This window comes from Terriglobus albidus (genome assembly GCF_025685425.1).
GTDB lineage: Bacteria > Acidobacteriota > Terriglobia > Terriglobales > Acidobacteriaceae > Terriglobus > Terriglobus albidus.
This window is the reverse complement of record NZ_JAGTAS010000056.1, coordinates 71,812-92,494: the sequence shown is the minus strand read 5'-3', so window position 1 is coordinate 92,494 and position 20,683 is coordinate 71,812. Positions and strand designations below refer to the sequence as shown.

Annotated in this window: 16 protein-coding genes and 1 pseudogene; 10 read left to right on the top strand and 7 right to left on the bottom strand. The window is 55.4% G+C overall.

From position 1 onward, the window contains the following. Positions 1-63: 63 nt before the first annotated feature. The 6 genes from OHL21_RS15090 to OHL21_RS15065 all read right to left on the bottom strand — a co-directional run bounded on the left by OHL21_RS15090 (position 64) and on the right by OHL21_RS15065 (position 10,241). A complete protein-coding gene (locus OHL21_RS15090) occupies positions 64-3,543 on the bottom strand; it encodes a TonB-dependent receptor (RefSeq protein ID WP_263418109.1) in 3,480 nt (1,159 codons plus the stop codon). A gap of 166 nt (positions 3,544-3,709) precedes the next feature. Next, complete coding sequence (locus OHL21_RS15085) at positions 3,710-5,188, bottom strand: DUF4832 domain-containing protein (protein ID WP_263418108.1); 1,479 nt, start codon at positions 5,186-5,188, stop codon at positions 3,710-3,712. Beyond that, positions 5,185-6,480 (bottom strand): M20/M25/M40 family metallo-hydrolase, encoded by a 1,296-nt coding sequence (locus OHL21_RS15080; protein ID WP_263418107.1) that lies wholly within the window; start codon positions 6,478-6,480, stop codon positions 5,185-5,187. The genes OHL21_RS15085 and OHL21_RS15080 overlap by 4 nt, the downstream gene beginning before the upstream one ends. Then, a complete protein-coding gene (locus OHL21_RS15075) occupies positions 6,477-7,835 on the bottom strand; it encodes an APC family permease (RefSeq protein ID WP_263418106.1) in 1,359 nt (452 codons plus the stop codon). The genes OHL21_RS15080 and OHL21_RS15075 overlap by 4 nt, the downstream gene beginning before the upstream one ends. After that, positions 7,832-8,818: a carbohydrate kinase family protein gene (locus tag OHL21_RS15070; RefSeq protein ID WP_263418105.1), complete on the bottom strand. Its 987-nt coding sequence runs from the start codon at positions 8,816-8,818 to the stop codon at positions 7,832-7,834. Before OHL21_RS15070 ends, OHL21_RS15075 begins: the two co-directional genes overlap by 4 nt. A 58-nt stretch (positions 8,819-8,876) precedes the next feature. Next, positions 8,877-10,241, bottom strand: a complete 1,365-nt coding sequence (locus OHL21_RS15065) for an SIS domain-containing protein (protein WP_263418104.1) — start codon at positions 10,239-10,241, stop codon at positions 8,877-8,879. A gap of 20 nt (positions 10,242-10,261) precedes the next feature. On the opposite strand from OHL21_RS15065, the pseudogene OHL21_RS24520 reads away from it, so the two are divergent. From OHL21_RS24520 to OHL21_RS15020, 10 genes and pseudogenes are all read left to right on the top strand, one after another. Continuing rightward, positions 10,262-10,477 (top strand): annotated as a pseudogene (locus tag OHL21_RS24520) (GntR family transcriptional regulator); the annotation flags it as partial. 171 nt (positions 10,478-10,648) lie between these two features. Then, positions 10,649-11,557, top strand: a complete 909-nt coding sequence (locus OHL21_RS15060) for an ABC transporter ATP-binding protein (RefSeq protein WP_263418103.1) — start codon at positions 10,649-10,651, stop codon at positions 11,555-11,557. Next, positions 11,544-12,329, top strand: a complete 786-nt coding sequence (locus OHL21_RS15055; RefSeq protein WP_263418102.1) for an ABC transporter permease — start codon at positions 11,544-11,546, stop codon at positions 12,327-12,329. Before OHL21_RS15060 ends, OHL21_RS15055 begins: the two co-directional genes overlap by 14 nt. After that, a complete protein-coding gene (locus OHL21_RS15050; protein WP_263418101.1) occupies positions 12,307-13,098 on the top strand; it encodes a hypothetical protein in 792 nt (263 codons plus the stop codon). Before OHL21_RS15055 ends, OHL21_RS15050 begins: the two co-directional genes overlap by 23 nt. A 261-nt stretch (positions 13,099-13,359) precedes the next feature. Continuing rightward, positions 13,360-13,884, top strand: a complete 525-nt coding sequence (locus OHL21_RS15045) for a site-specific integrase (RefSeq protein ID WP_263418100.1) — start codon at positions 13,360-13,362, stop codon at positions 13,882-13,884. 344 nt (positions 13,885-14,228) lie between these two features. Then, positions 14,229-14,468, top strand: a complete 240-nt coding sequence (locus OHL21_RS15040) for a FitA-like ribbon-helix-helix domain-containing protein (RefSeq protein WP_263418099.1) — start codon at positions 14,229-14,231, stop codon at positions 14,466-14,468. Continuing rightward, positions 14,465-14,884, top strand: coding sequence for a type II toxin-antitoxin system VapC family toxin (locus OHL21_RS15035; RefSeq protein ID WP_263418098.1), 420 nt, complete (start codon positions 14,465-14,467; stop codon positions 14,882-14,884). The genes OHL21_RS15040 and OHL21_RS15035 overlap by 4 nt, the downstream gene beginning before the upstream one ends. Positions 14,885-15,199: 315 nt before the next feature. Then, positions 15,200-15,370 (top strand): hypothetical protein, encoded by a 171-nt coding sequence (locus OHL21_RS15030; protein ID WP_263418097.1) that lies wholly within the window; start codon positions 15,200-15,202, stop codon positions 15,368-15,370. Between the two features lie 406 nt (positions 15,371-15,776). Then, positions 15,777-17,120 carry a TolC family protein gene (locus OHL21_RS15025; RefSeq protein ID WP_263418096.1) on the top strand — a complete coding sequence of 448 codons (1,344 nt, stop codon included), beginning with the start codon at positions 15,777-15,779 and terminating at the stop codon, positions 17,118-17,120. A gap of 177 nt (positions 17,121-17,297) precedes the next feature. Then, positions 17,298-19,526, top strand: a complete 2,229-nt coding sequence (locus OHL21_RS15020; RefSeq protein WP_263418095.1) for a hypothetical protein — start codon at positions 17,298-17,300, stop codon at positions 19,524-19,526. Between the two features lie 317 nt (positions 19,527-19,843). Here OHL21_RS15020 and OHL21_RS15015 read toward each other — a convergent pair whose 3' ends face one another. Beyond that, a complete protein-coding gene (locus OHL21_RS15015) occupies positions 19,844-20,140 on the bottom strand; it encodes a putative quinol monooxygenase (RefSeq protein ID WP_263418094.1) in 297 nt (98 codons plus the stop codon). Positions 20,141-20,683 lie beyond the last annotated feature (543 nt).

Here is a 20,683-nt window from a genome sequence, read left to right as displayed (position 1 = left end):
CCAGCTCCAATACAAAAAAGGAAGGATCCCTTACGGGATCCTTCAGGAGTGACCTTCGCGCTTTTAGAAGACGATCTTGCCCTGCAACTGGATCAGACGGCTCCCGCCAACCTGTGAAGTAATTACTCCCTGATTGTTGGGAATGCTCATGTTGATGTGGTTGTAGATGTTGAAGACCTGCGCCTCCAGCTGGAGGTTCAAGCGCTCCTTGATCGGCGTGATCTTGGAGAATGTGGCGTCCATGTTGTTGAATCCCGGACCGGTGAGGGTGCTACGCGGAATGTTGTTTAGCAGATCGTTATCGAGTGTATTGGCCCGCTGGAGGTATGACTGAGTGGTGCAGGTCTGTCCCAGGTCCAGGCGGCATACACGAGCATCAAACCACTGCTTACGCGTGCGCTGATCCTTGGGCAACGCGCCATTCTTGCCCTGTGCGAGGATCGTTGCCGAACCGCGCGCACTATAGTACGGCGAGAAGTACAGACCACTACGCCAGTAGAAGAAGGCGGTAAAGTTCCATCCGCTCACAAGACGATCCACAAAACCGTTCGTGTTGTTCAGGAACATCTTGCCTTTGCCGAATGGCAACACGTAATGCGTGTTGATACTGATTGCATAGCGCGGAAGAGAGGAGTCGTTCGCGTACACAGAGGACAAGCGCTGCGCATCCGAAGCATTGTTGGTCAGAGCAGAGGGCAACATCTCCAATCCCGCGAATGTGTTATTACTGCCCTCCGACGTCGTCAGCACTCGCTGATACACGAACGATCCCTGGAGGATCATGTCTGCATTCACCTGCTGCTTTACTTCCGCCTGCGCCGAGTTTGAATTGGCGAAGCCGTTGTAGCGCATGAGGTCCATTGCGTTCGTGGATGATGTGGCGAAGTTCGGATAGGCGCGCCGCTGCTGAATTTTGGCGCCGGCCGGAGCCTGGGCACGGGGAACCAGAGCGTTGATGGGGTCATACATCACAAGGTTGCTGCTGTTGTTTCCGACGTAGGACAGACGAACTCCGGTCTTCTTGCCCAGATCACGCTCCAAGGTCACGTTGTACTGAGCCACACGTTGTGGCTTGTAGTTTGGATCGAACGGCAGGATGTTCCAGCCGCTGTTCTCCGCAATCGCAAGCGAAGTAGGATTGATGAACTGGTTGCCGAGCGTACGCGCATTTGGAGACTGGTTGCTGTAGCGACTGGGAGCCGCAGGAAACGCAAGTTCTGCTGCGTTGTTGTCAGTGTTATCAACCGTGCTCTGATAGATATAGCTGAACGGAGCGTTCTTACGCGTGTTCTGGTGGTACTGGATGAGTGGCATGGCCCAGTAATAGATGCCGTAACCACCGCGAAGCACCGTCTTCTCGTTCAGCGTATAGGCAATACCGAAACGAGGCGCCCAGTTGTTCTTTTCCATGTTCCACAAATCCGAGTTGAAACCGGCTGCCTGTGCCGATTGGAACTGAAGGCCGGCAGATTGGTAGGCGCTCAGGACAGCAGGATCAACGTTTGGCGTGCCTGATCCGGGATATACAACCACAGGCTTGTTGCTGCCCGCCGTGAACTTGAGCGTGGAGGCTTTGCCATTCGCATCTTTGAAGGGCGTCCAATAGTCATAGCGAAGGCCCAGGTTCAGAACCAGCTTGGGTGTTACCTTCCAGTTGTCCTGGAAAAATCCGGCAAAGTAGCTCTGACGTGTATCGAAGACGGGATATTGATTCAGGCCGGCGTAATCTGTGTGGCCCAGCAATAGATCAGCAAGACCGGCACCGGTGTCTGCCATCTGCTGGTTGTAGATACCTTTGGCTGCCTGTTTGGGATCCATCTGCGCCGTGAAAAGACCGGAGAAGTTGTAATCTCCGCCTGGCTGCCCGGTCTCATAAGTCTCTACCATCACGTGCTGAAACGCGAAACCCGTCTTCATTTCGTGACGTCCCTTTGTGAGGCTCACGTTGTCCGCCACATTCACCGTGATGTTCGGTGAATCCTTGGGGTTATCACGATCGATACCATCGAAGTTGTAGCTATAGGCATCATCGAAGTAAAAGCTGGGCCACGCGATCGTACCCGGGTATGTGGGTAGACCAAGTGTCTGCGTAATGGGCGGCGAAATGATCTGCGGACCGCTGTATGCATGGAACACCTGCACGCCGCCGCGCGCTTCATTCACAATGTTCGGTGTGAAGATGTGCGTGTATGAGATGGCAGCATTGTGGCCACCTTGAGCACCCTGACGCGGATTCAGAAAATATCCGGCGCCTCCCGAGGCCGTATCGGTGTGTGTATAGCGAACCGAGAGACGCTGCTGCCCAAAGAGTTGATCCACCTTCGCCGTGATCAAGGTCTGATCAGACTTTGCTCGCAGGTTGGGTACCTGATAGTTCGGTCCCAGGTAATACGGGGCCGAGCTGGTCGGATCGGGAATGTAGGTCATGATCTTTGCTGCGATGGGATTGATACGTTCCACAGGAATGCGATTACCGGGGAAGGGCGAACGCACATAGGACTGAAGTGCGGGATCGTAATGCGTCGTCAGCGGATCATAGATGATTACCGGGGCACCCTGCGAATCTACAAAGTTCGAGAAATCACCGGTCTTCCAGTTTTTCTGCGGAACCGTGTACCGCGCGTTTGCAGCGGAGCGTTCACGAATCGCTTCCACGTCCACAAAAAAGAACGTCTTATTGCGTCCGTCGTACAGCTTGGGAATGATGACCGGACCGCCAAGATTGCCGCCAAACTCGTTATGCACAAGCGACTTCACAGAGGTTTGGCCCATGGTCTTCGCCTGCAGCGCACTGATGCGATTCAGTTCGAATAGCTGGCCATGAAGCTGATTCGTACCGCTTTTGGTTGCAACCTCCACCATGCCCGGACGGCTGTACTCCGCGCTGCCGTTCGACGTTGTGACCTTGAGTTCCTGGATGGTTGGCAGAGGCTGCGGCGTACGCTGAAGCTCATTGGTGACGCGCTCGGATGCGGTCTGTCCATCCACCAGGTAGTCCATCGATCCGCCTGGGATTCCGTTGACGCGCGTATAGCCATTTCCCTGGCCGCCAAACCCGTTCGCCACCACGCCTGGCGTGAAGTTCAGCACGTTGAGAAAGTTTCTATTCGCCAACGGCAGCGTCTGAATGCGGACGTCTTCTTTCACATCGGCAATCGTCGCTTCGGAACGTTCAATGATCGGTGTTGCATCCACGACATCGACGGAAGCATAGGTAGTAGCCACTTTCAATACCGCATCTACCGTAGCGTTCTGGGCCACTCGCAGCGTCAGCTTGGCCACAAAGTCCGCGAAGCCCTCGCGCTGTACCTGCACCTCATACTCGCCAGGCGCCAACGCGGTGAAATCAAAGTAGCCTTCGCGGTTCGTCCGGTCCTGGCGGTGTTCCTGGGTTCCGAGGTTCGTCAGGGTGACGGCAGCATCGGGCACGATACCGTTCGTGCTGTCGTGCACCGTGCCCTTCACACCCGAGTTGGACAACTGGGCTACTGCCGCGGTGGACAGAAGCAGACTACAACCGAAAGTACGCAGGAAAACGCCCATACAAGCTCCTTGGAGAAACAAGCACCAGCACTATGCCCGGCCCGCAGACCGGCCGGATCTAGAGAAAAGGCAGTGCGTACTTAGTACAGGAAAGGAAACACAAAGTCAACAAAAGATAACAATACGTAATATATGCCGTTTTTTTTCGTTGAGCGGAGGGTCGTTGCTAACGGTTGGTGGACGGCGTGCCTTCAAGGAAAAGGCTTCCCAGTGGAAACCATCCATTGCTGTTCTCGCCTTCCACGGCGAGGTGGATGCGGGGCTGCGGCTCGATGGGATCTATCAGCGCGATGGCGAGGCGATACTCACCCGAGGGTATGCCCTGCGGCAGCGTCACGGTGCCATTCTGCACGATATCTCCCGGTAACCAACTGCGTACATCTGCCGGAAGTGGAATAACCCACGTGCCCCGGCCGTCGGTGAGCTGCAGCGCAGCACGGTACGGCCGGTACACAGGGGCGTTCCCTTTGTTCTCCCACCATGATTCGTACTTCAGCGTGCGGTCGGAGCCTATGCGCGACGGATAGGCAAACCGTCGCAGCGCGAACCGATATCCCATGTGGCGCAGCCACTCATTCACCTGAGGCCACCACTCTTCCGGCACGGCGGACGACTTGTTGTTGAACGTGGATACGTGCCATTTCTCCGCTTGAGCCGCAATGTACTTCAGGTCCCAGCCCTGGTCCTTCCAATGCTGCATAACCCAGCAGGACTCCATCGCCACCGGTGCGGTTTTCCATAGCTGATCCAGATGCAGTCCGACAATGGCCTCCGGGTAGCTATCCGTCATCAGGTTTCGTTTTGGATCGAATCCGCCCATGTCGCCGAGACAATCTGCGCGCCAACCTACGACCGGAGCATCTGGACTGCCTGCAGCGCCTCCGTTATGCGCTGCGGCAAGGGTCTCCGCTACGGTACCTGCATCGGCGAGCTGTGTGAGGAGCGGTGTGCGGTGAAAGCTCTCGGTGTAGCTCCTGATCAACGCCGTGCGTGTGGCGCCGCTCAGCAAATCGCTCCCTGCTCCCTCGCCCCATGCTGCGAGCAGTGAAATGTCGACCGACTCCAGCCTTGGATCGCCATCATATCGTTTCCCGAGGGCACGGATCATAGCTCCGTATTCTCGCGCGTACGCTGGCTGCTCGGGATCGATGAGCCACTTGGCCTTCTTGGATTGCCAGTCGGTTTGCCTGTGGCCCGCGTCGATGTGTTCTCCTGTCTCCTTGCGATACCAGCCCGGAACATCCTCGGTAGCTTGCGAACCATGGGGCGCAATTCGCAACATCAGCGTCTGTCTGCGCTGCTGAGCAGTCTCCAAAGCTCGGTCCAGCAGGCTCCAATCGAAGCGACCTTTTTCTGGTTCGAGGAACTTCCAATACAGCCGCAGATATGCAACGGTGGACTTCGGGTATCCGGGCGCAACCGTCGCTCCGGGCAATGGCTGGGACTCGATCGGCGAGCCTTCGGTCCACCCCGTACCGCTGTTCAGCTTGTCTCCATTGAAGCGCTGGAATGTGGTGAAGCCGATGCCAGGATTAGTCAGCACACGGTCAGATTCCACTGGCTTGATGACGATTGTCTGTGCGGCAGCGCCGGCCGTCGAAAGAATGCATCCAATGCCAATCGCCACGCTCTGTAGCACTCTCATTCCTGCGGCCCCCCGGCGACGCCGCACCACCGGCATGTGAACAACAGCAGGGCGGCGGCGGCGTCCAGCATGCTGGAGATGGTGACGTACTCGTCCGAACCATGTGCCCCGGCACCGCTGGGCCCCCAAAGCACCGCAGGTATGCCAAAGCGATGGAAGATGAACATGTCGCATGGGGCTTCCATGCCCACAACGGACGGACGCGTTCCGTTCGCTTCTTGCGCTGCATCCGCCAGCTCCACGCAAAGCGGCTCATCTGCTTCAATGGCTGATCCCGGTAGCCAGCGCACTGCCTTCGTCAACGTCGGTGCGGATGCAAAGATATCTGGCGCTGCATTGATCAGGCCATCCAGCCACGCCTGAAACTCGGTGTCGACATCGGCTTGTTCTTCGCCCGGCATCAGCTGCCAGTACAGCTCTACCCTGCACTCTTCCGGCACGGTGATCGGCTCACTCGTCCCCCAAGGGCCAGTCGTGATCTTGGTGATGGTGACCGGCACGGGATCATCGCTCTGATAAAGCGCGTGTCCCTTGCACTCCCTCTTCCGCTGGTTGGCGAAATTCGGCAGCTCATCCATGAAGCGTTTCAACTGCGTGATGACACCCGCGCCAGGGCCGCCATCCAAGACGCCGCCAGATGCGGTAAACAGCAGGTGCACGGTGCGCCCGCCACGCTGCGCCGCACAGATGCGTAAAGAGGAAGGCTCCGTCACAATGGCCGCATCCGCCATAGAGCCCCGTAGCCGCGCCGCAAGCGTCCCATTCACACCGCCGAATTCCTCATCCACAACGCTTTCGAAGATCACGTCCCCGCGCAACCGCAATCTCATCGCATCCAGCATCTGCAACACGAATAAGTTGATCGCGACACCCGCCTTCATATCGTTCGCCCCGCGGCCATAGATGCGGTCGCCCTCGCGCACCGCTTCAAATGCGTCCCGCGTCCACGGCAGGGTGCCGCGCGGCACCGTGTCGATGTGCCCGGAGAGGATAAGTGAGCGGCCACCACCCGATCCGCGGCGTACAGTACTGAGGTTGGGCCGGTCGGGGTAGTCTCGATCCGGTGTGCTCAGCGGGTGGCCGCGCAATTCCCTTACATCGTTCAGCGGGTACAGATCATATTCATATCCCGTCGCCTTCAGACGCTCCGCCAGGTACTGCTGACATGCAGCTTCATCCCCTGCAGGAGAGCGGTTCTCTGATGGAATGCGGATCAGGTCTTCCAAAGTCTTCAGCAGGAGTTCACGATTGTTTTCAACAAGGGTGCGGATCTTCTGCGCATCAGGGGTCATACGGCTGTTCCCTCCAGGCTGGTGAGTCGTCCCGCGTTGCGGCGAAAGCCTTTCGTCAAAACAGCCAGATAAACTGCGCCAGTGCAGAGCCAGGCGAAACCTGCGATCTGCGCTTTCGCAGTGAGGCTGAGCCACACATAGGCGGACACGATAGCACCGAGTGCGGGAAAGACAAGTGACGTGAGGATCGCCAGGCCGCTCCGCTGCTCCTTGCGCCCGAAGAAGTGCCGGATGACACTCAGGTTCACCAGGATGAACCCAAAGAAAGCGCCGAAATTCAACAACTCCACGACAAGCTGGAAGCGTAACAACAACGATCCGGCTAACGAAATCGCACCCATCAGGTAAATGCTTCGCGTGGGTGTGGCATGTCTTGGATTAATGTGCGCGAAAAAGCGGCGCGACACCACGCCGTCACGTCCCATGCCCAGCAACAGTCGCGAAGCGCCCGCCTGACCAGTCAATGCGCTAGCCAGGCCCGCCACCAGCAGGATGACACTCATGAACTGCAGCATGGCTGTGCCGCCGATGGCGCGTCCGATGTCGAGGATCTCCGTCTCTGATTCCGTGTAGTTCGCGAAATCCGGTGCCACCAGAGATGCGACATATACAGCCACAACGCAAAAGACCGCCTCAATAAGACACACCGCGACGGTTGCGAAAGAGATGTCGCGCTCCGGATCGATCGTGTCCTCCGCTAATGTAGAGATCGCGTCGAAGCCGATAAACGAAAGGCTTGCGATGGCAGCGCCCAGCATGAGCGGTCGCAGGCTGAATGTGGCCGGATTGTAGATCGCACGCGGCGTAACCAGAGAGATGCCATGAGCTGCCAGATAGCGCAACGCGAGCGCCACGAACAGCACCGCGCAGATACACATCAACCCCATCATCACATTCCCCACCCACTTGGTCATGCGCAGGCCGCGAAGATTAATCAGCGTAATCGCCACCGTGAACATCACGGCCCACGCAGAATATGGCACGGACGGAACCATACGGCTTGCAGTCAGCGCAGCGTAAACGACGCTCAGCAGCGGGATCAGCAAGTAATCCAGGATCATGCCCCAACCTGCAAGAAAGCCGACAATCGGATGCAGCCCCTCTGACACATAGGTATAGGTAGAGCCTGCGGACGGGAACGCGCCTGACATACGGCCGTAGCTCATTGCAGTGAACAGCATGGCGACCATGGCGACCAGGTAGCTCAACACGCTGTGCCCATGTGATGTCTGCTGCACGATACCAAAAACAGGGTATGGCGCAGTGGGCGTGAGGATCACCAGGCCATACAGGATCAGATCGCGACGCGAGAGCACGCGGCGAAGTGTACTTGGCTGCGGCAAATGCTCACTCACCCGGCACGCTCCATCCAACCAAATCCATGCTCTCGCAGGAAACTATTGCGTAGTTCGTCATCACGGAAGGCTTCCGTGCCTCCACTGCGCAAGGTGGACAGCGCGGCAGTAAGGTTACCGGCGGCGGCGCAGGTCTCAGGATCGTGTCCTCGCAGATACGCCGTCAGGAAGCCTGCGTTAAAGCTATCGCCCGCGCCAATGGTATCAACCGGAACCACAGGCGTACCTGCAACGTGCGCTCGTACTGTTCCGTATGCCAAACGCGCTCCATTTGCGCCACATTTCACTGCTACCAAAGGTACCTGAGCGGCCAGGCGTTCCATGGCCTGCTCCACATCGGCCGAACTCGTCATGCGGCATGCCTCCGCGTCATTCGGTAGCAGAACATCGACCAGCGGCAGAAGTTGATCAATACCTTCCCAGCGGTCTTCGGGGTCATCGTTCGTATCGAGAGAAGTGGTGAGACCTGCTTCACGTGCGCGGCGCAGTAGTGCGGCGGCTCCCGGCCTGAGTCCTGTCTGAAGGAACAATGACGACAAGTGCAGATGACGTCCCTGCAACAGGAATGCGTCGTCGACGTCTGCTTCGGTTAGGGTCGCCATAGCCCCTATGTAGGTCAGGATGTGACGGTCGCGCCCATGCGGCAACAACACGGTAACGCCAGTAGATGTTCCTTCTGGGGCAACACTGATTCTGGTGGTATCCACGCCGGCTTCACGCAGACGGGACACCGTGATCTCGCCCATCGCGTCGTCCCCCACTTTTCCCAGGAACGCCGCAGAACAACCCAGCTTCGCCATGTTGTGTACAAGGATTGCGGAAGAACTGCCCAGCGTCATGCTGAAATTACTGGCGAGCAGCTCACGCTCCAGCTCCATCTTGGGCGGCAGGCCGTAGAGCACCAGGTCGAGGTTCAACTCGCCTGCGACCACAACGTCAACACTGCGTCTGGCGCGCTGCGCCGCTTCTTTCACTCTAGGCATCCCTCTCCGAAAACCGATGATGAATCACTTGCAACGAACTTACGACGATACGGTCGCCTCACAACACCGCAGCGGTTTCTTCCATCCCGTAAATGCGGAACTCTCCCACTACCCGGCTGATGACGCCATCCTTTGATGGGGCATCCGGACGCAAACCTTCCTGCAGGCAACGCAGCAGCGCCAACACCTGTCCCGCAACAACGTACAGAATCGAGGTGAAGTCATCATCGTCGAACCCCGCGACATCAATCGTGAGGTCACCCGGACGTGCAATATCGCTTGGAATGTCTGATCCAATGAAAAGCTTCTTCATGCCGAGCTGCTTCTGATTCAGCTCGCGAACGACATCCAGTTCATAGGCTCGAACCAGCGGATCTGCGGAGAGGAAGCACGCTACCAGCGAATCTGGATGCACCGCACTCATGGGACCATGTCGCAGCCCCAAGTATGTTTCGCAAACAGTAATGACGCGGCCGGCGGTCATCTCGGTCATCTTCAGCGCGGATTCGCGGGCCGCACCGAACAACGACGGGCTGGCAAGATAGAAGGCCCTTTCAAATCGCTCCTGGAGAAACTCCGGAAAACGCTCGAACGCAGTTCGCAAAATGTTTGTGCCAGTTTCGCTAAGTTGCTCTGCGTGCCGCACGAACTGCTGTGGCGCCTTCAGGTAGGAGAGGCCGAGCGCAGCAAGCGCCATGTTCGTGAAGCTGCTGGTCATTACCAAGCTGCGATCGTTGGTGCGTGGATCCAGCACGATAGCTTCCAGATCGTCGCCCTTCCGGAAACTGGTAGATAGCCTGCCCTGCTTGTTACAGGTGATGATTAGGTGTCGAACGTTCGCGTTCAATCGTTGCGCCACCTGCAAGGCAGCTACACTCTCCGGGCTGTCGCCGGAACGCGCAAACGAAACCATCAACGCGGTCGTTTCAGGCAGCAGGGCCGTGCCATTGGTCAGCAGCGCCCCGGATCCAATAGTTTGTACGGGCATCCGCAATGCCTTCTGCAAAGGAACGCGCACACACTCACCCGCGTACTCAGAACTTCCCGAACCTGTGAGCACGACCTGCTCACAACCATCCAGCAGGGCTCCAAGCCTGTTCGCACAGGCCAGTACCTGGCTAGCCGTCTTCAGCCATGTGTCCGGTTGCTGCAAAATTTCACACAGCGTGTGCCGATAGGCAAGTCCGTCCCGTTCCTCTTCGGAACGTCCAAGCCACCCATCGGCTTGCGGAAACACTCGCATGTATCGCGAGAATTCGTCTTCGGCACGCACACTGTTTTTCTGGCTCATCCAGACGCCTCCAATTGGTAATAATTCGCAGCTAAACGTAACCATAACATAGCAAACGTTACATTCCGTCCTTGGTAAACCGTACCGATTCGGGAGAGTGGTTTTTACTTTCCATTGCGCGGACAGTTCCACTGTGCTATTTCTATAGCACAGTGTTCAGAAAGCCCAATCCGTCCTCCGGTGTTCCCATCTATGTCCAACTGAAGGAACAGATTCGACACGCAATTGAGACGGGCGCCTTGGCTCCAGGCGACCAATTACCAGGAATCCGAAGTTTAGCGGAAACGCTGGTAATCAATCCAAACACGGTTATTCGCGTCTACCGAGAGCTCGAGGGAGAAAAGACGCTAGAAATCAAGCACGGATTGGGCGCGTTTGTCGCATCCCGACGCAATACAAACTCCAAAACGGAGGGATTGCGGGACGCACAGCAACTGATGCGTGATTTTGTCCATACTCTGAAGGCTCAGGGACTCGACGAAGGCGAGATCCGGAGGCTTCTGGAAGCCGAACTCAATGAGATGTTCCAGGAGAGGTAGATGATGTCTACAGTAATCGAAACTGTCCAACTCAGGAAAAATTACGGAAACCATGAAGCCGTCAAAGGCCTAAATCTCTCCGTACCAGAAGGGTCCGTTTGCGCCTTTTTAGGTCAGAATGGCGCCGGCAAAAGTTCGACAATCAAGATGCTTCTGGGCATGATTCATCCCACCTCCGGCAGCGGCACCATCTTTGGACATCGGATCGATCGAGAAAGCGAAAGCCTCCTCATTCGACAAAGGGTTGCCTACGTAGCTGAGGACAAGAGGCTTTACGACTATATGTCGGTTGAGCAAATTATCCGCTTTACTCGTTCCTTCTTTCCGAGATGGAATGCAACTCTTGAAAAGAATTTGTTGCAGCGATTCGAACTCCCGAAAGCGCGAAAAGTACGTCAACTTTCCAAGGGGATGCGAACCAAACTTGCCCTTCTGCTCGGCTTCTGCCGAGGATGTGAACTGCTCATCCTCGATGAGCCCACGGAAGGTTTGGATCCTGTTGCGATCGAAGAAGTCTTGCAGATCGTAGTTTCGCTCGCCTCGGAAGGTACCACCATCTTCTTTTCCTCGCACCAGATTGCCGAGGTTGAGCAGGTTGCCGACCGTGTTCTCATGATTGACCGAGGCTTGCTGGTGCTCGACTCGACCATGGATCAGGTGAAAGAGGAATATCGCCATATTCAGGCTGTTTTTCCTGAGCCGGTAGAGGAGCGGGACTTCCGCGTCCCTGGCATCGAAAAAGTCCGTACCAATGGGCGCACCGTTTCCCTGTTGGCTAGTCACAATATCGACAGCATCGTAGAACACGTACGCATGCTTCGTGCCGGCAGCATAGATGTCCTTCCGACATCTCTCAAAGAGGTTTTTCTGGAGAAGGTAACAGCGAGGTCAGGACATGCTTCTTTATAAAGCTTGGATCGAAACCAGAATCCGATTCTTAGCAGGACTGGCGACTACGCTCATCGTCTGCAGCTACTATCTCTATGCACACAGTTCACTCGTTGCGATGTGGACCCATATGCTGCAGGATCCGAAGGGGCCACACTTCGGTTGGATGCGCCTGGCAATCAGTGACTATAACTTTTATCTCTGGCACTACCTCTACGACAACTATCTACAGCAAATTTGGTGCCTCTTTGCCGCCTTGTTCGCATTTGGAGGCCTTATCCGCGAGAAACAGGATGGAACTTCTCTTTTCAGCTTGGGATTGCCGGTTAGCCGACGACGCTGGCTGTACACGAGGCTGCTCGTCGCGCTCCTTGAAGGCTGCGCACTCGCGGTATTTTCTGTACTCGTGATTGCAATCGGCTCGGCAGTAATCCACCAGACCTACTCGCTCAGCCAAGTACTCGCGCACACGGCGTTGATGGTGGGAATCGGTTTCTTTGCCGCGGCATTGGGAAATGTTTTCTATACACTTTTTCCGAGCAATTACGTCTCACTGATATTGATTTTGGCAGTGATCAGCGCGCCTTATCTGCTCATCCAAACCTATGTGCAACATATGCGCTCAATTGGTCGTTCGACATGGCTGTCATACGTCGACTTCGGTTATGCGATGGCAGGGCCATGGCACCTCACCTGGTCGACTGTCCCGTGGATAACGATCCTTGTAATGACCGTAATGACCGCAATTCTGCTTCGCACCGCAGCAGTCTATGGAGATCACATTGACTACTAACAGAATCGCATCCCAAGCATCTCTGCGGCTTCCTCTTACTTGGAAATCTTGGCAGGAATCCAAGGCGCGATTCTTCGCCGGTGTAGCTCTCCTCTCAACGCTAATTGTTTACGCAGTGTTCACGAGTTCCGACTTTCTCGCGCGCTACAACGCTCGCTTTCCTATGTCCCCACTCAGTTATTCGGACTATATCTGGAGCGGTCTATTTCACTATGCCCTTCAGGGTCTCTGGCTTTTGGCAGCCTTTGTGCTGTGCCTCGGGGGACTTTACAGAGAGAAGGCCACCGGCGCGGCTCTCTACAGTTTGGGCCTACCGGCCCGACGTCTTCATCTGTTCGGAGTCCGCGCTCTCGTCGCATCTGTACAGGGCCTTTTTCTCGCTCTCATTTCATCTGTACTGATCGCGTTATTATCACGTCTGATTGGTTCTTCATACTCTTTATTCCAATCGCTCACATTTGGTACCCTGATGGGCGTTGCGGGTCTGGTATTTATCGCCTTCGGATTACTCTTGTCTGAAATCTTTTCCGGAGAGTTCACCGCCCCTGTTCTCGGGTTGTGTAGCATCACTGCCATCTTCTTTGCGTACAAAGGTCACGTCCTACATCGGTGGAATATCTTTGACACCATGAGTGCTGCTAACTATGTCGATCCGTCCAACAAACTCCTACAAAATTTCGCATTTTTTCCAAGCGCGCTTGCTTGCGTCTTCATCTCACTCGTCTTATTTGTGGCCGGCGGCGCGATCGTGCACACAAGAGATTTCTAGATCAAATTAGTAGGTCGGAACGCTGTTCCACATCTCCCCTTAAACGATCACGTCGTTCTTGCGATGAGGAGTACGATGACGCCGTCAAATGAATCCATGGGCCATCGATTGCGTGCCGTGCGTCTGCGCAAACAACTGACACTGCGGGATGTAGAAGTCCGTGCGTAGGTGGAACCGACGTTGCCTTGCGCCCAGTCTCTTACCTCGGCACCTCATTATTTGTCTGCTTTGCGCTGGCGTTCCTTTGATGACCAGAACACATTGAACATCACGGAGACTGTCTACCGTGGCAAGCTTCGCCCTTACGGGAAGACGCCTGGCGGCCTGACGAAGGTCTTTTTGCCGGACGGCCTTGCTGCCGAGCTCCGTGCCCGGAAGACGGAATGCGGGGACGTATCCCCTGACGATTTCATCTTCCCTGACGCAGAAGGTGTTTTCCTGCTTGTCACGAACTACCGCCACCGGGTCCTAAAGCGGTTGGCAGAACGTCTCGGGATCGAGAAGCTGAACTTCCAGATTCTGCGCCGCACGAAGGCAACGCAGGCCCAAAACATGGGATCGGTCAAAGACATTCAGGCGCACTTGCGGCAAACACGGCCTGACACGACCGCGAACGAGTACATGCAGGCGCTGCCTGAAAGTGTTCAGCAGAGGGTCGGTTCGGTTTACCTGATGCTCACGAAAGGGGGCAGAAAAGCGGCCAGGAGAGATGGAAGAAAAACAGTCGTTTTCAGATTTGCCACAAAATGCCACAAATTTTCGAAGCTACCGGCTGTAAGTTATTGATTTATTGGTGGGCACAGCAGGATTCGAACCTACGACTTCCACCGTGTGAAGGTGGGGTCGAAGCGGTCGGTTGCACATTCTAAAGGACTTATTTACCGGTTTACACCATAAAAACCGGTATTAAGGGCTCAATTTGTCATCAATTTGGCATCAACTTTTTAGGTGGGCGTCGGGACCGATTGTGGCGGATCGGTCCCTTGTCTCTTACAACCTTCTAGAAACCACATCCCTTTCGTGGCCGAGTCGCTTTCGAAGGCCGACTTCCCTGTACTAAATCTGGATCGTGAATCCTCCTGAAGTGATATCATTAGCGGAAGGTTGATATCATCAATACGGAGAATCTGATGCCTGCGGTGACGATTCGAAATCTTCCGGAAGCCACCCATCGCGCCCTAAAGGCGCGCGCAGCCAAGCATGGCCGAAGTACCGAGGCCGAGATTCGCGACATCATTGAGACCGCGGTTCGACCTGCCAACCGGGTCCGTCTAGGCTCGGCATTGGCTGAGCTGGGTAAAAAGTATGGCGGCATTGAGATCTCCGCCGACCGGGACCAATCCCCTGCTCCACCGGTTCGTTTGTCGTGATCATCCTCGACACCAATGTCATCTCGGAACCGCTCCGCCCAAAGGGCGATCCAGCTGTTCTCCGTTGGTTAGACCAACAAGATATCAAGACCCTCTATTTGACCGCCATTACGGTCGCAGAACTGCGCTTCGGCATCGCGGTTCTTCCTCTGGGAAGCCGTCGACGGCGTCTCGAAGACGAGTTCGAGGAGCGTATCCTTTCTCTCTTCTTCGGCCGCATTCTTTCTTTCGAGGAGGGATCGACCGCAGCTTACGCCAGTCTCCGGACCAAGGCAAAGACTGAGGGCAAAGCCATTGGTCTTGCGGACGCTCTCATCGCGGCAATCGCTATGCAACATGGGTTTACTGTGGCGACACGAGACACGTCCCCTTTCAAAGCCGCAGACATTCCAGTAATCGATCCGTGGACATTCTAGGATTCAGAGAACTCATCTGACGCAGCAACATGTTCTCTAAAACGGCGCGTTTTTCATAGGCCTGTAAGGTTCCGGGCAATGTGAGGTCGCTGTTAGCGGCGCCTGCCTTCGCGTGGATGACCGAGACCGGTTCCGATTCCATGGCGCGTGTGGTTGCTGCGAGAGCTTTCGTCTGTCGCCCCCGCAGGCCAAGTGTCAGAACGATCTTCAGCTCTCCCTTGCTGCCAGCTATGAATTCGACGCCTTGGGACGCATCCGCGCTCGATCGAATCTGCCCGGGCCACACAGAAAGCGTCCCAGGCAGACCCTCGCTTTGTGATGCTTTCTGTCGAGTCCGATGTTGCGGTGACCTACTACAACATCCGTCAGACAGACCAGGAGCTGCAGATTCTCAGCAACACCATCGATACTCTTCACGGGCGGCAGACTGAAAGCCGATGTGGAACAGGCGCGGGCTGCATACAGACAGTCATTGGCGCAGTATGAGAAGACCGTCCTTGGCGCCTACCGTGAAGCCTGCCTCTCGGGACAGTGATCCCTGTCAATGGAAACAAAGTCGATCAACAGCAAGCGGTCGATTATCTGAGGCGTGATCCGGGCATTGCCGGCATCATCCACGCTGCATTGTGAGAGCCGGTCTTCGATAACGAAGACGGTTCGCTTCTCGATTGTATCTCTCGCATGAGAGACCGTCGCGTTGTTTGCAGTTACATATTGTTACAGCCTGTGACTTTCGTTGCATAATGCGCTTTCATTGCTGCGCCCGAATCGTATAGCCGATTACATCGTCGTTCTGCCAGCCGTTACCAATCGTTACAGAAGATAATGCTTCCTCATGCTCATCCCCTGCGTCTTCCACCAATGAAGCACTTATTCGAGGCCTGATCAGAAGATGAGTTCGTCGATTTTCGTAACAAGCTTTTTGTTCCTTCGACGGAATAGAAATTTGCTTGTCTGTAGCGCGATTGCCACCTTCCTCACGGTTACGCCGAAGATCGCACGCGGCCAAATCACGCTGAAAGCTGCCGTGCAATTGGCAATTGAGAACAGTCCCCAAATCAAGATCGCCGCTGCAGATCTTACGAAGGCGCGAGCCGCCCTTTCCGAGACTAAAGCTGTCTTTGTGCCGGCAATTTCTGTCTCTAGCGGTCTGGGTGCGTCGTCCGGGATCACGCTGACAGTGCCGACGATCTTCACTGTCAATGCACAATCTCTGGTATTCAATTACTCGCAGCAAGACTACATCCGTGCTTCACGATTTGGAGTTGAAGCTGCTTCTCACACGCTCGCGGATGCTCGTCTGCAGGCAGAAGAGGACGCAGCAATCACCTACATTTCGCTCGACAATGCATTTCAGCGACAAGTCGTTCTCAGCGAACAACTAGCTGCGGGAAACCGCCTCGTTTCCATCGTTCAAGAGCGGCTGGCGGTTGGCTATGACACAGAACTCGAATTGATGAAGGCACAGAAAGAGGCGGCCTCACTGGAACTACAGCAAGTGCAGTTGAGCCATCGCATTGCAACACTCTCCCATCATCTTGCCAATGTCACAGGCATTGACGAGCACGCAGTTGATCTCGAGAAAAACGGGATCTCCCCGGAGATGTTCTCAGTGGAGTCTCTAGAAAAGACATGTGTTCCGAGTTCAAGTGTGCTTGCGGCCCAAGCAGATGCCAAAGCAAAATGGCAGACTGGCGTTGGAGATCAACGCTATACCTGGCGGCCGCAAGTGACTCTGCAAGCGCAGTATGGAAGAATCAGCCCATTCAACGACGTATCGTCCTACTACAATCTCCATGGCAACTACAACACGCTTGCGGTTGGTATTCAATTTCAGCTTCCGGTGTTGGACCAGGGACGGCGCGCACGCGCGCGCGAATCCGCTGCCGAAGCGGTGAAGGCCAAACAGCAAGCACTCCTCGCCGAAGAGCAACAGAAAGAGCGCTGCAGTGATTTGGGCCGTTCGCTGGTAGAAGCTGCGGCCCAATACAAAATTGCCCAGCTCGACTATAAGATTGCGTCCGCTCAACTAGCCGAGATTCTTATCCGCGTATCCCAAGCTTCTCCTGGCTCCGGTCCAATGACACCCAAGGAAGAACAGCGAGCTCTTCTGGATGCAGGACAGAAGCACCTCGATGCGCTCAACCTGTCTAACGAATACCTCGAAACCTATATTCGCTACCTGAAACAGGTTGGCAAGCTAGAGGATTGGATAACGGGGACTAGCACTCCGTAGCATTAAGTCACACAAATGTTCGGACGTCTACCACCCTACGCGTGTCACCCGATTTTGCTGTTCGACACGTCACCTTTTACCGACAAGCCATCGTCACCATTTACAGGCATACCACTACTGCGACAAGTAAGGGGGATGAACCGTTCGGAAGGAATTCTCTCCGAATGGAGAGGTTGGATGAAGCGATTTATTCTACTTGCTTTTCTGGTGATGTGCTTTATTCCGGTGAGTATCTCGGTTACGGGATGCTCAAGCAGCAACAGCAGTTCGACCTATTGCAACGGTGGCGACACCGGAATGACGACTGGGCAAATCTCCTCGATCACCTTGGAACCCAAATTGACTGGGGTCTCGCTTTCCAACGGTCAGATGGGGAGCGTTGGTACAGCCTCCGCAACAGACTGCAAGGGCAACAGCGTCAGCGTCTCCTCCTTTACGTACGCCAGTTCTGATACGACCCACGAGCTCGTCGACATCAATCCTTCCACTGGGAAACTCTGCGCTGGAAGCTGGAACCGGAACAGCGCCGGCGGCATCGCCGATTACACCTACTGCACCAGTAGCGGCAAGACAGGCACAGCGAACATCACGGCAAGCGCAGGCGGAGCTACGAGTAACACGGTCACCGTCTATGTTCACCCCATCATCGGCAGCGTTGCCTTGAAAAGTTCGCTCCAAGCGGACTGCGTCTCACAAGGAACTTCTATTATGCTGTCGGCCTCCGCCTATGACACGTCAGGCAATTTGATTGACTCATCGATCGTTGGCCACTTCACCTACACGCCGCAATCCAGCAGCATTGTCACCGTCGACGAGAATGGAGTGGCCACTGCCGCGCAGCCCGGTTCGACGCTTATTAACGCTGCCGTTTCGAATGCCACCTCGGCAGCAGGGTACTTTTCTACCTGCCCGCCAACCAGCATTGCGCTTACAGCAGGATCTTCGACCAGTGTTAGCGTCGACCCCAACACAACCCAAGCCTTGACCACTACCGTTCTGGACAAGAACAACACAACCTTAACAAATCTGACACTGACCTTCGTCTCTACAACGCCGCGGACCATCCCGGTTAGCAGCAGTGGCTCGGTCACGCCGACCTATGGCGGAGTGGCCGCTATTACGGCCCTCTGCATGCCGCCTACCTGCAATACTGCACCATCCAGCCTTGTAGGCCTGTTTGGGAATGGCAAGCCAATCGTCTCCAACAACGTGAAGGTCACCACGACCGGACAAAGCGGAAATTACCTCTACCTGGGAAGCACCGCCTCGCAATACATCACACAGATCGACATGACGACTGGAAATGTCGGCAGCACCCTGCGCCTAACCTATGTGCCAAATTCCATGCAACTTTCAACCGACGGGTCCGCCCTCTACCTAGGTACGAACAACGAGATCATCACGGTCAATGCGAGCTCTAACGCCATCACCAAGGAAGACACATCGCTCTCCGGGAAGGTCATCTCCGTTTCGCCAGATTCTGGAACCGTGGTGATTACGGATTCATCGAGGAAGCTTATTTACCTCTACACCTCTTCGGCTGCGATCAGCACGACCTACGGTGGCGTGGCGACGCGAGCTGCCTGGTCCCCTGACAGCTCGATCGTCTACATTATTAACGACGATAACCAGATCATTACCTATTCGAAGCAAGCAGGTTGGCAGGTGCTCAGCAGCACGGGCCTCTCTGCCATCAAAGATGTCGCAGTTACTGTACCCGCTGTCGGCGCTTTCTTTGGCGGATCGACCTCAACGGTGGCGCACACATACTGCCCCAAAACGACCATTTCGGGCACCACGGTTTCCTCCATCGAGTACTTCCCCGTTGCCGGCGGAACAGCCGCAACGGTTTCCGTGCCGCTGGATCGCCTCGCGGCCACGAATGATGGAACACATATCCTTGGCGCCACCATGGTTAGCGGCGTTCCACAGATCACTGATCTCGGGATAAGCCTGCCAACGGGCAACTGCCCGACGACCAGCGCCGCTGTGCCTAGCTTTACCCTCAATAGCCAGAGCACATACACTACAACCGCCACCGGTACAGCCATCACGGGCATTGTTCCCGCTTCGAACTCCACAGTTGCCTTCGTTACGTACTCAGTGGGTTCGCCGGCATCCGCGGTGGTTCCAGCCTACTTCCCTTCTACCGGCACAGTCTCCAACATTGCGCTGGCGACCACCTCCGGCTCCAGCACCCCCACGGCTCCCGTTGCAGGCGTTTTTAGTGCGGATGACAATACCTTCTACGTCAGCACCGCAGGAGACAACCAAGTGCACCTGCTCACCAAGGGCTCCAGCACCTACAGCGACACCAGCCAGATCAATCCGAAGCTACCGGCATATAGCGGCAGCGGCTACGCCGTTCCAGATCTAATCGCTTCCAAGCCTCGCTCGTATCAATAATTGAAATTCAACAAAAAATCTCTACGCTGCGCAAATCTGTACTCGTTGCTGGGATTGAATCTTCTCAGTACCGCTTTGCCGACGAAGACCACCTTTTGTGATCGGCCTGACCGCGTGGAGAAACATTCCCTTTCGGGGATAACAAACAAAAATACAGGAACAACGGTGTGTGTAGGTTGGGACCATATTCGGAATCGCGTCGCACTACATCGCCGGATTGCTGGCTTGCAGTGGGTTGGGCGGGACGAATGGCAATATTGGGGCCGCTCGCCGTGATAGCGGCGCAAACCGTTCATGTCCGACAGTGCCCCCAAACCTCAGAGAACCTCTTCGATTTCAAATACCTTCGCAGGTTCTGCTCCTAAATCCGCAGTGAGCGCTTGAATCTGTTTCCCGATTGGCCCATCGAGATGTCGCTCACGGTCTTCCCGTACACTCCACATCTCATGCAGCGCAAAGCTTCCTTCGTCACCGCAAACACGATAGAGATCGAAAAACAGGCAGTTTCTTGCCCTTCGACTAGACCAGAGCAGTGGCGTGATCGCTTCGACGAAGGCGGTAATATGTTCGGGGGCAATGCGGATCAGGGACACGAAGATGACAACATTGTTCATACCGCGCGGAACCTTCCGTCACGAAACTCAACGTAGAACGGATGTTTCAGTGCCGGAGACAGAATCTCCGCGGCAGAAAGGCCACGAGTCAATCGAGGTCACGCTGGGCGTGATCGACTTCTCTGGGTACAGCGCCTTGAAGTCTTTCTGACTAGACCCGAAGCAAGCGCACATACATTTCCATGTGTGCTCATTCCTTCAAACCAAGAGATCCAGGCAGACAAGCACAGATAAAATTCAATTGATCAACTGACCCACTATCGGCTTGTGGGATTTGTCGGGCTAGGGTCTTCGAGCCGCAGGGGGACGGAGACCTCATTGGTCGTGATATACGAACCCACCGGTTTGACCCGACTCTTCCTCACGCCGTTCTCAGCCCAAACTTCATAGTCATTGTTCAGAGATAAGGGACTGAATCGGTATTCCCCTCCGTCATCAGCATGTAACACTCGAACTTGGGATGTTTTGAGGTCTTTGAGATAGACCATCGTTCCATGCATTGCCTTACCATCCTTATCAGTGACCCTACCCAGGATGGAACGA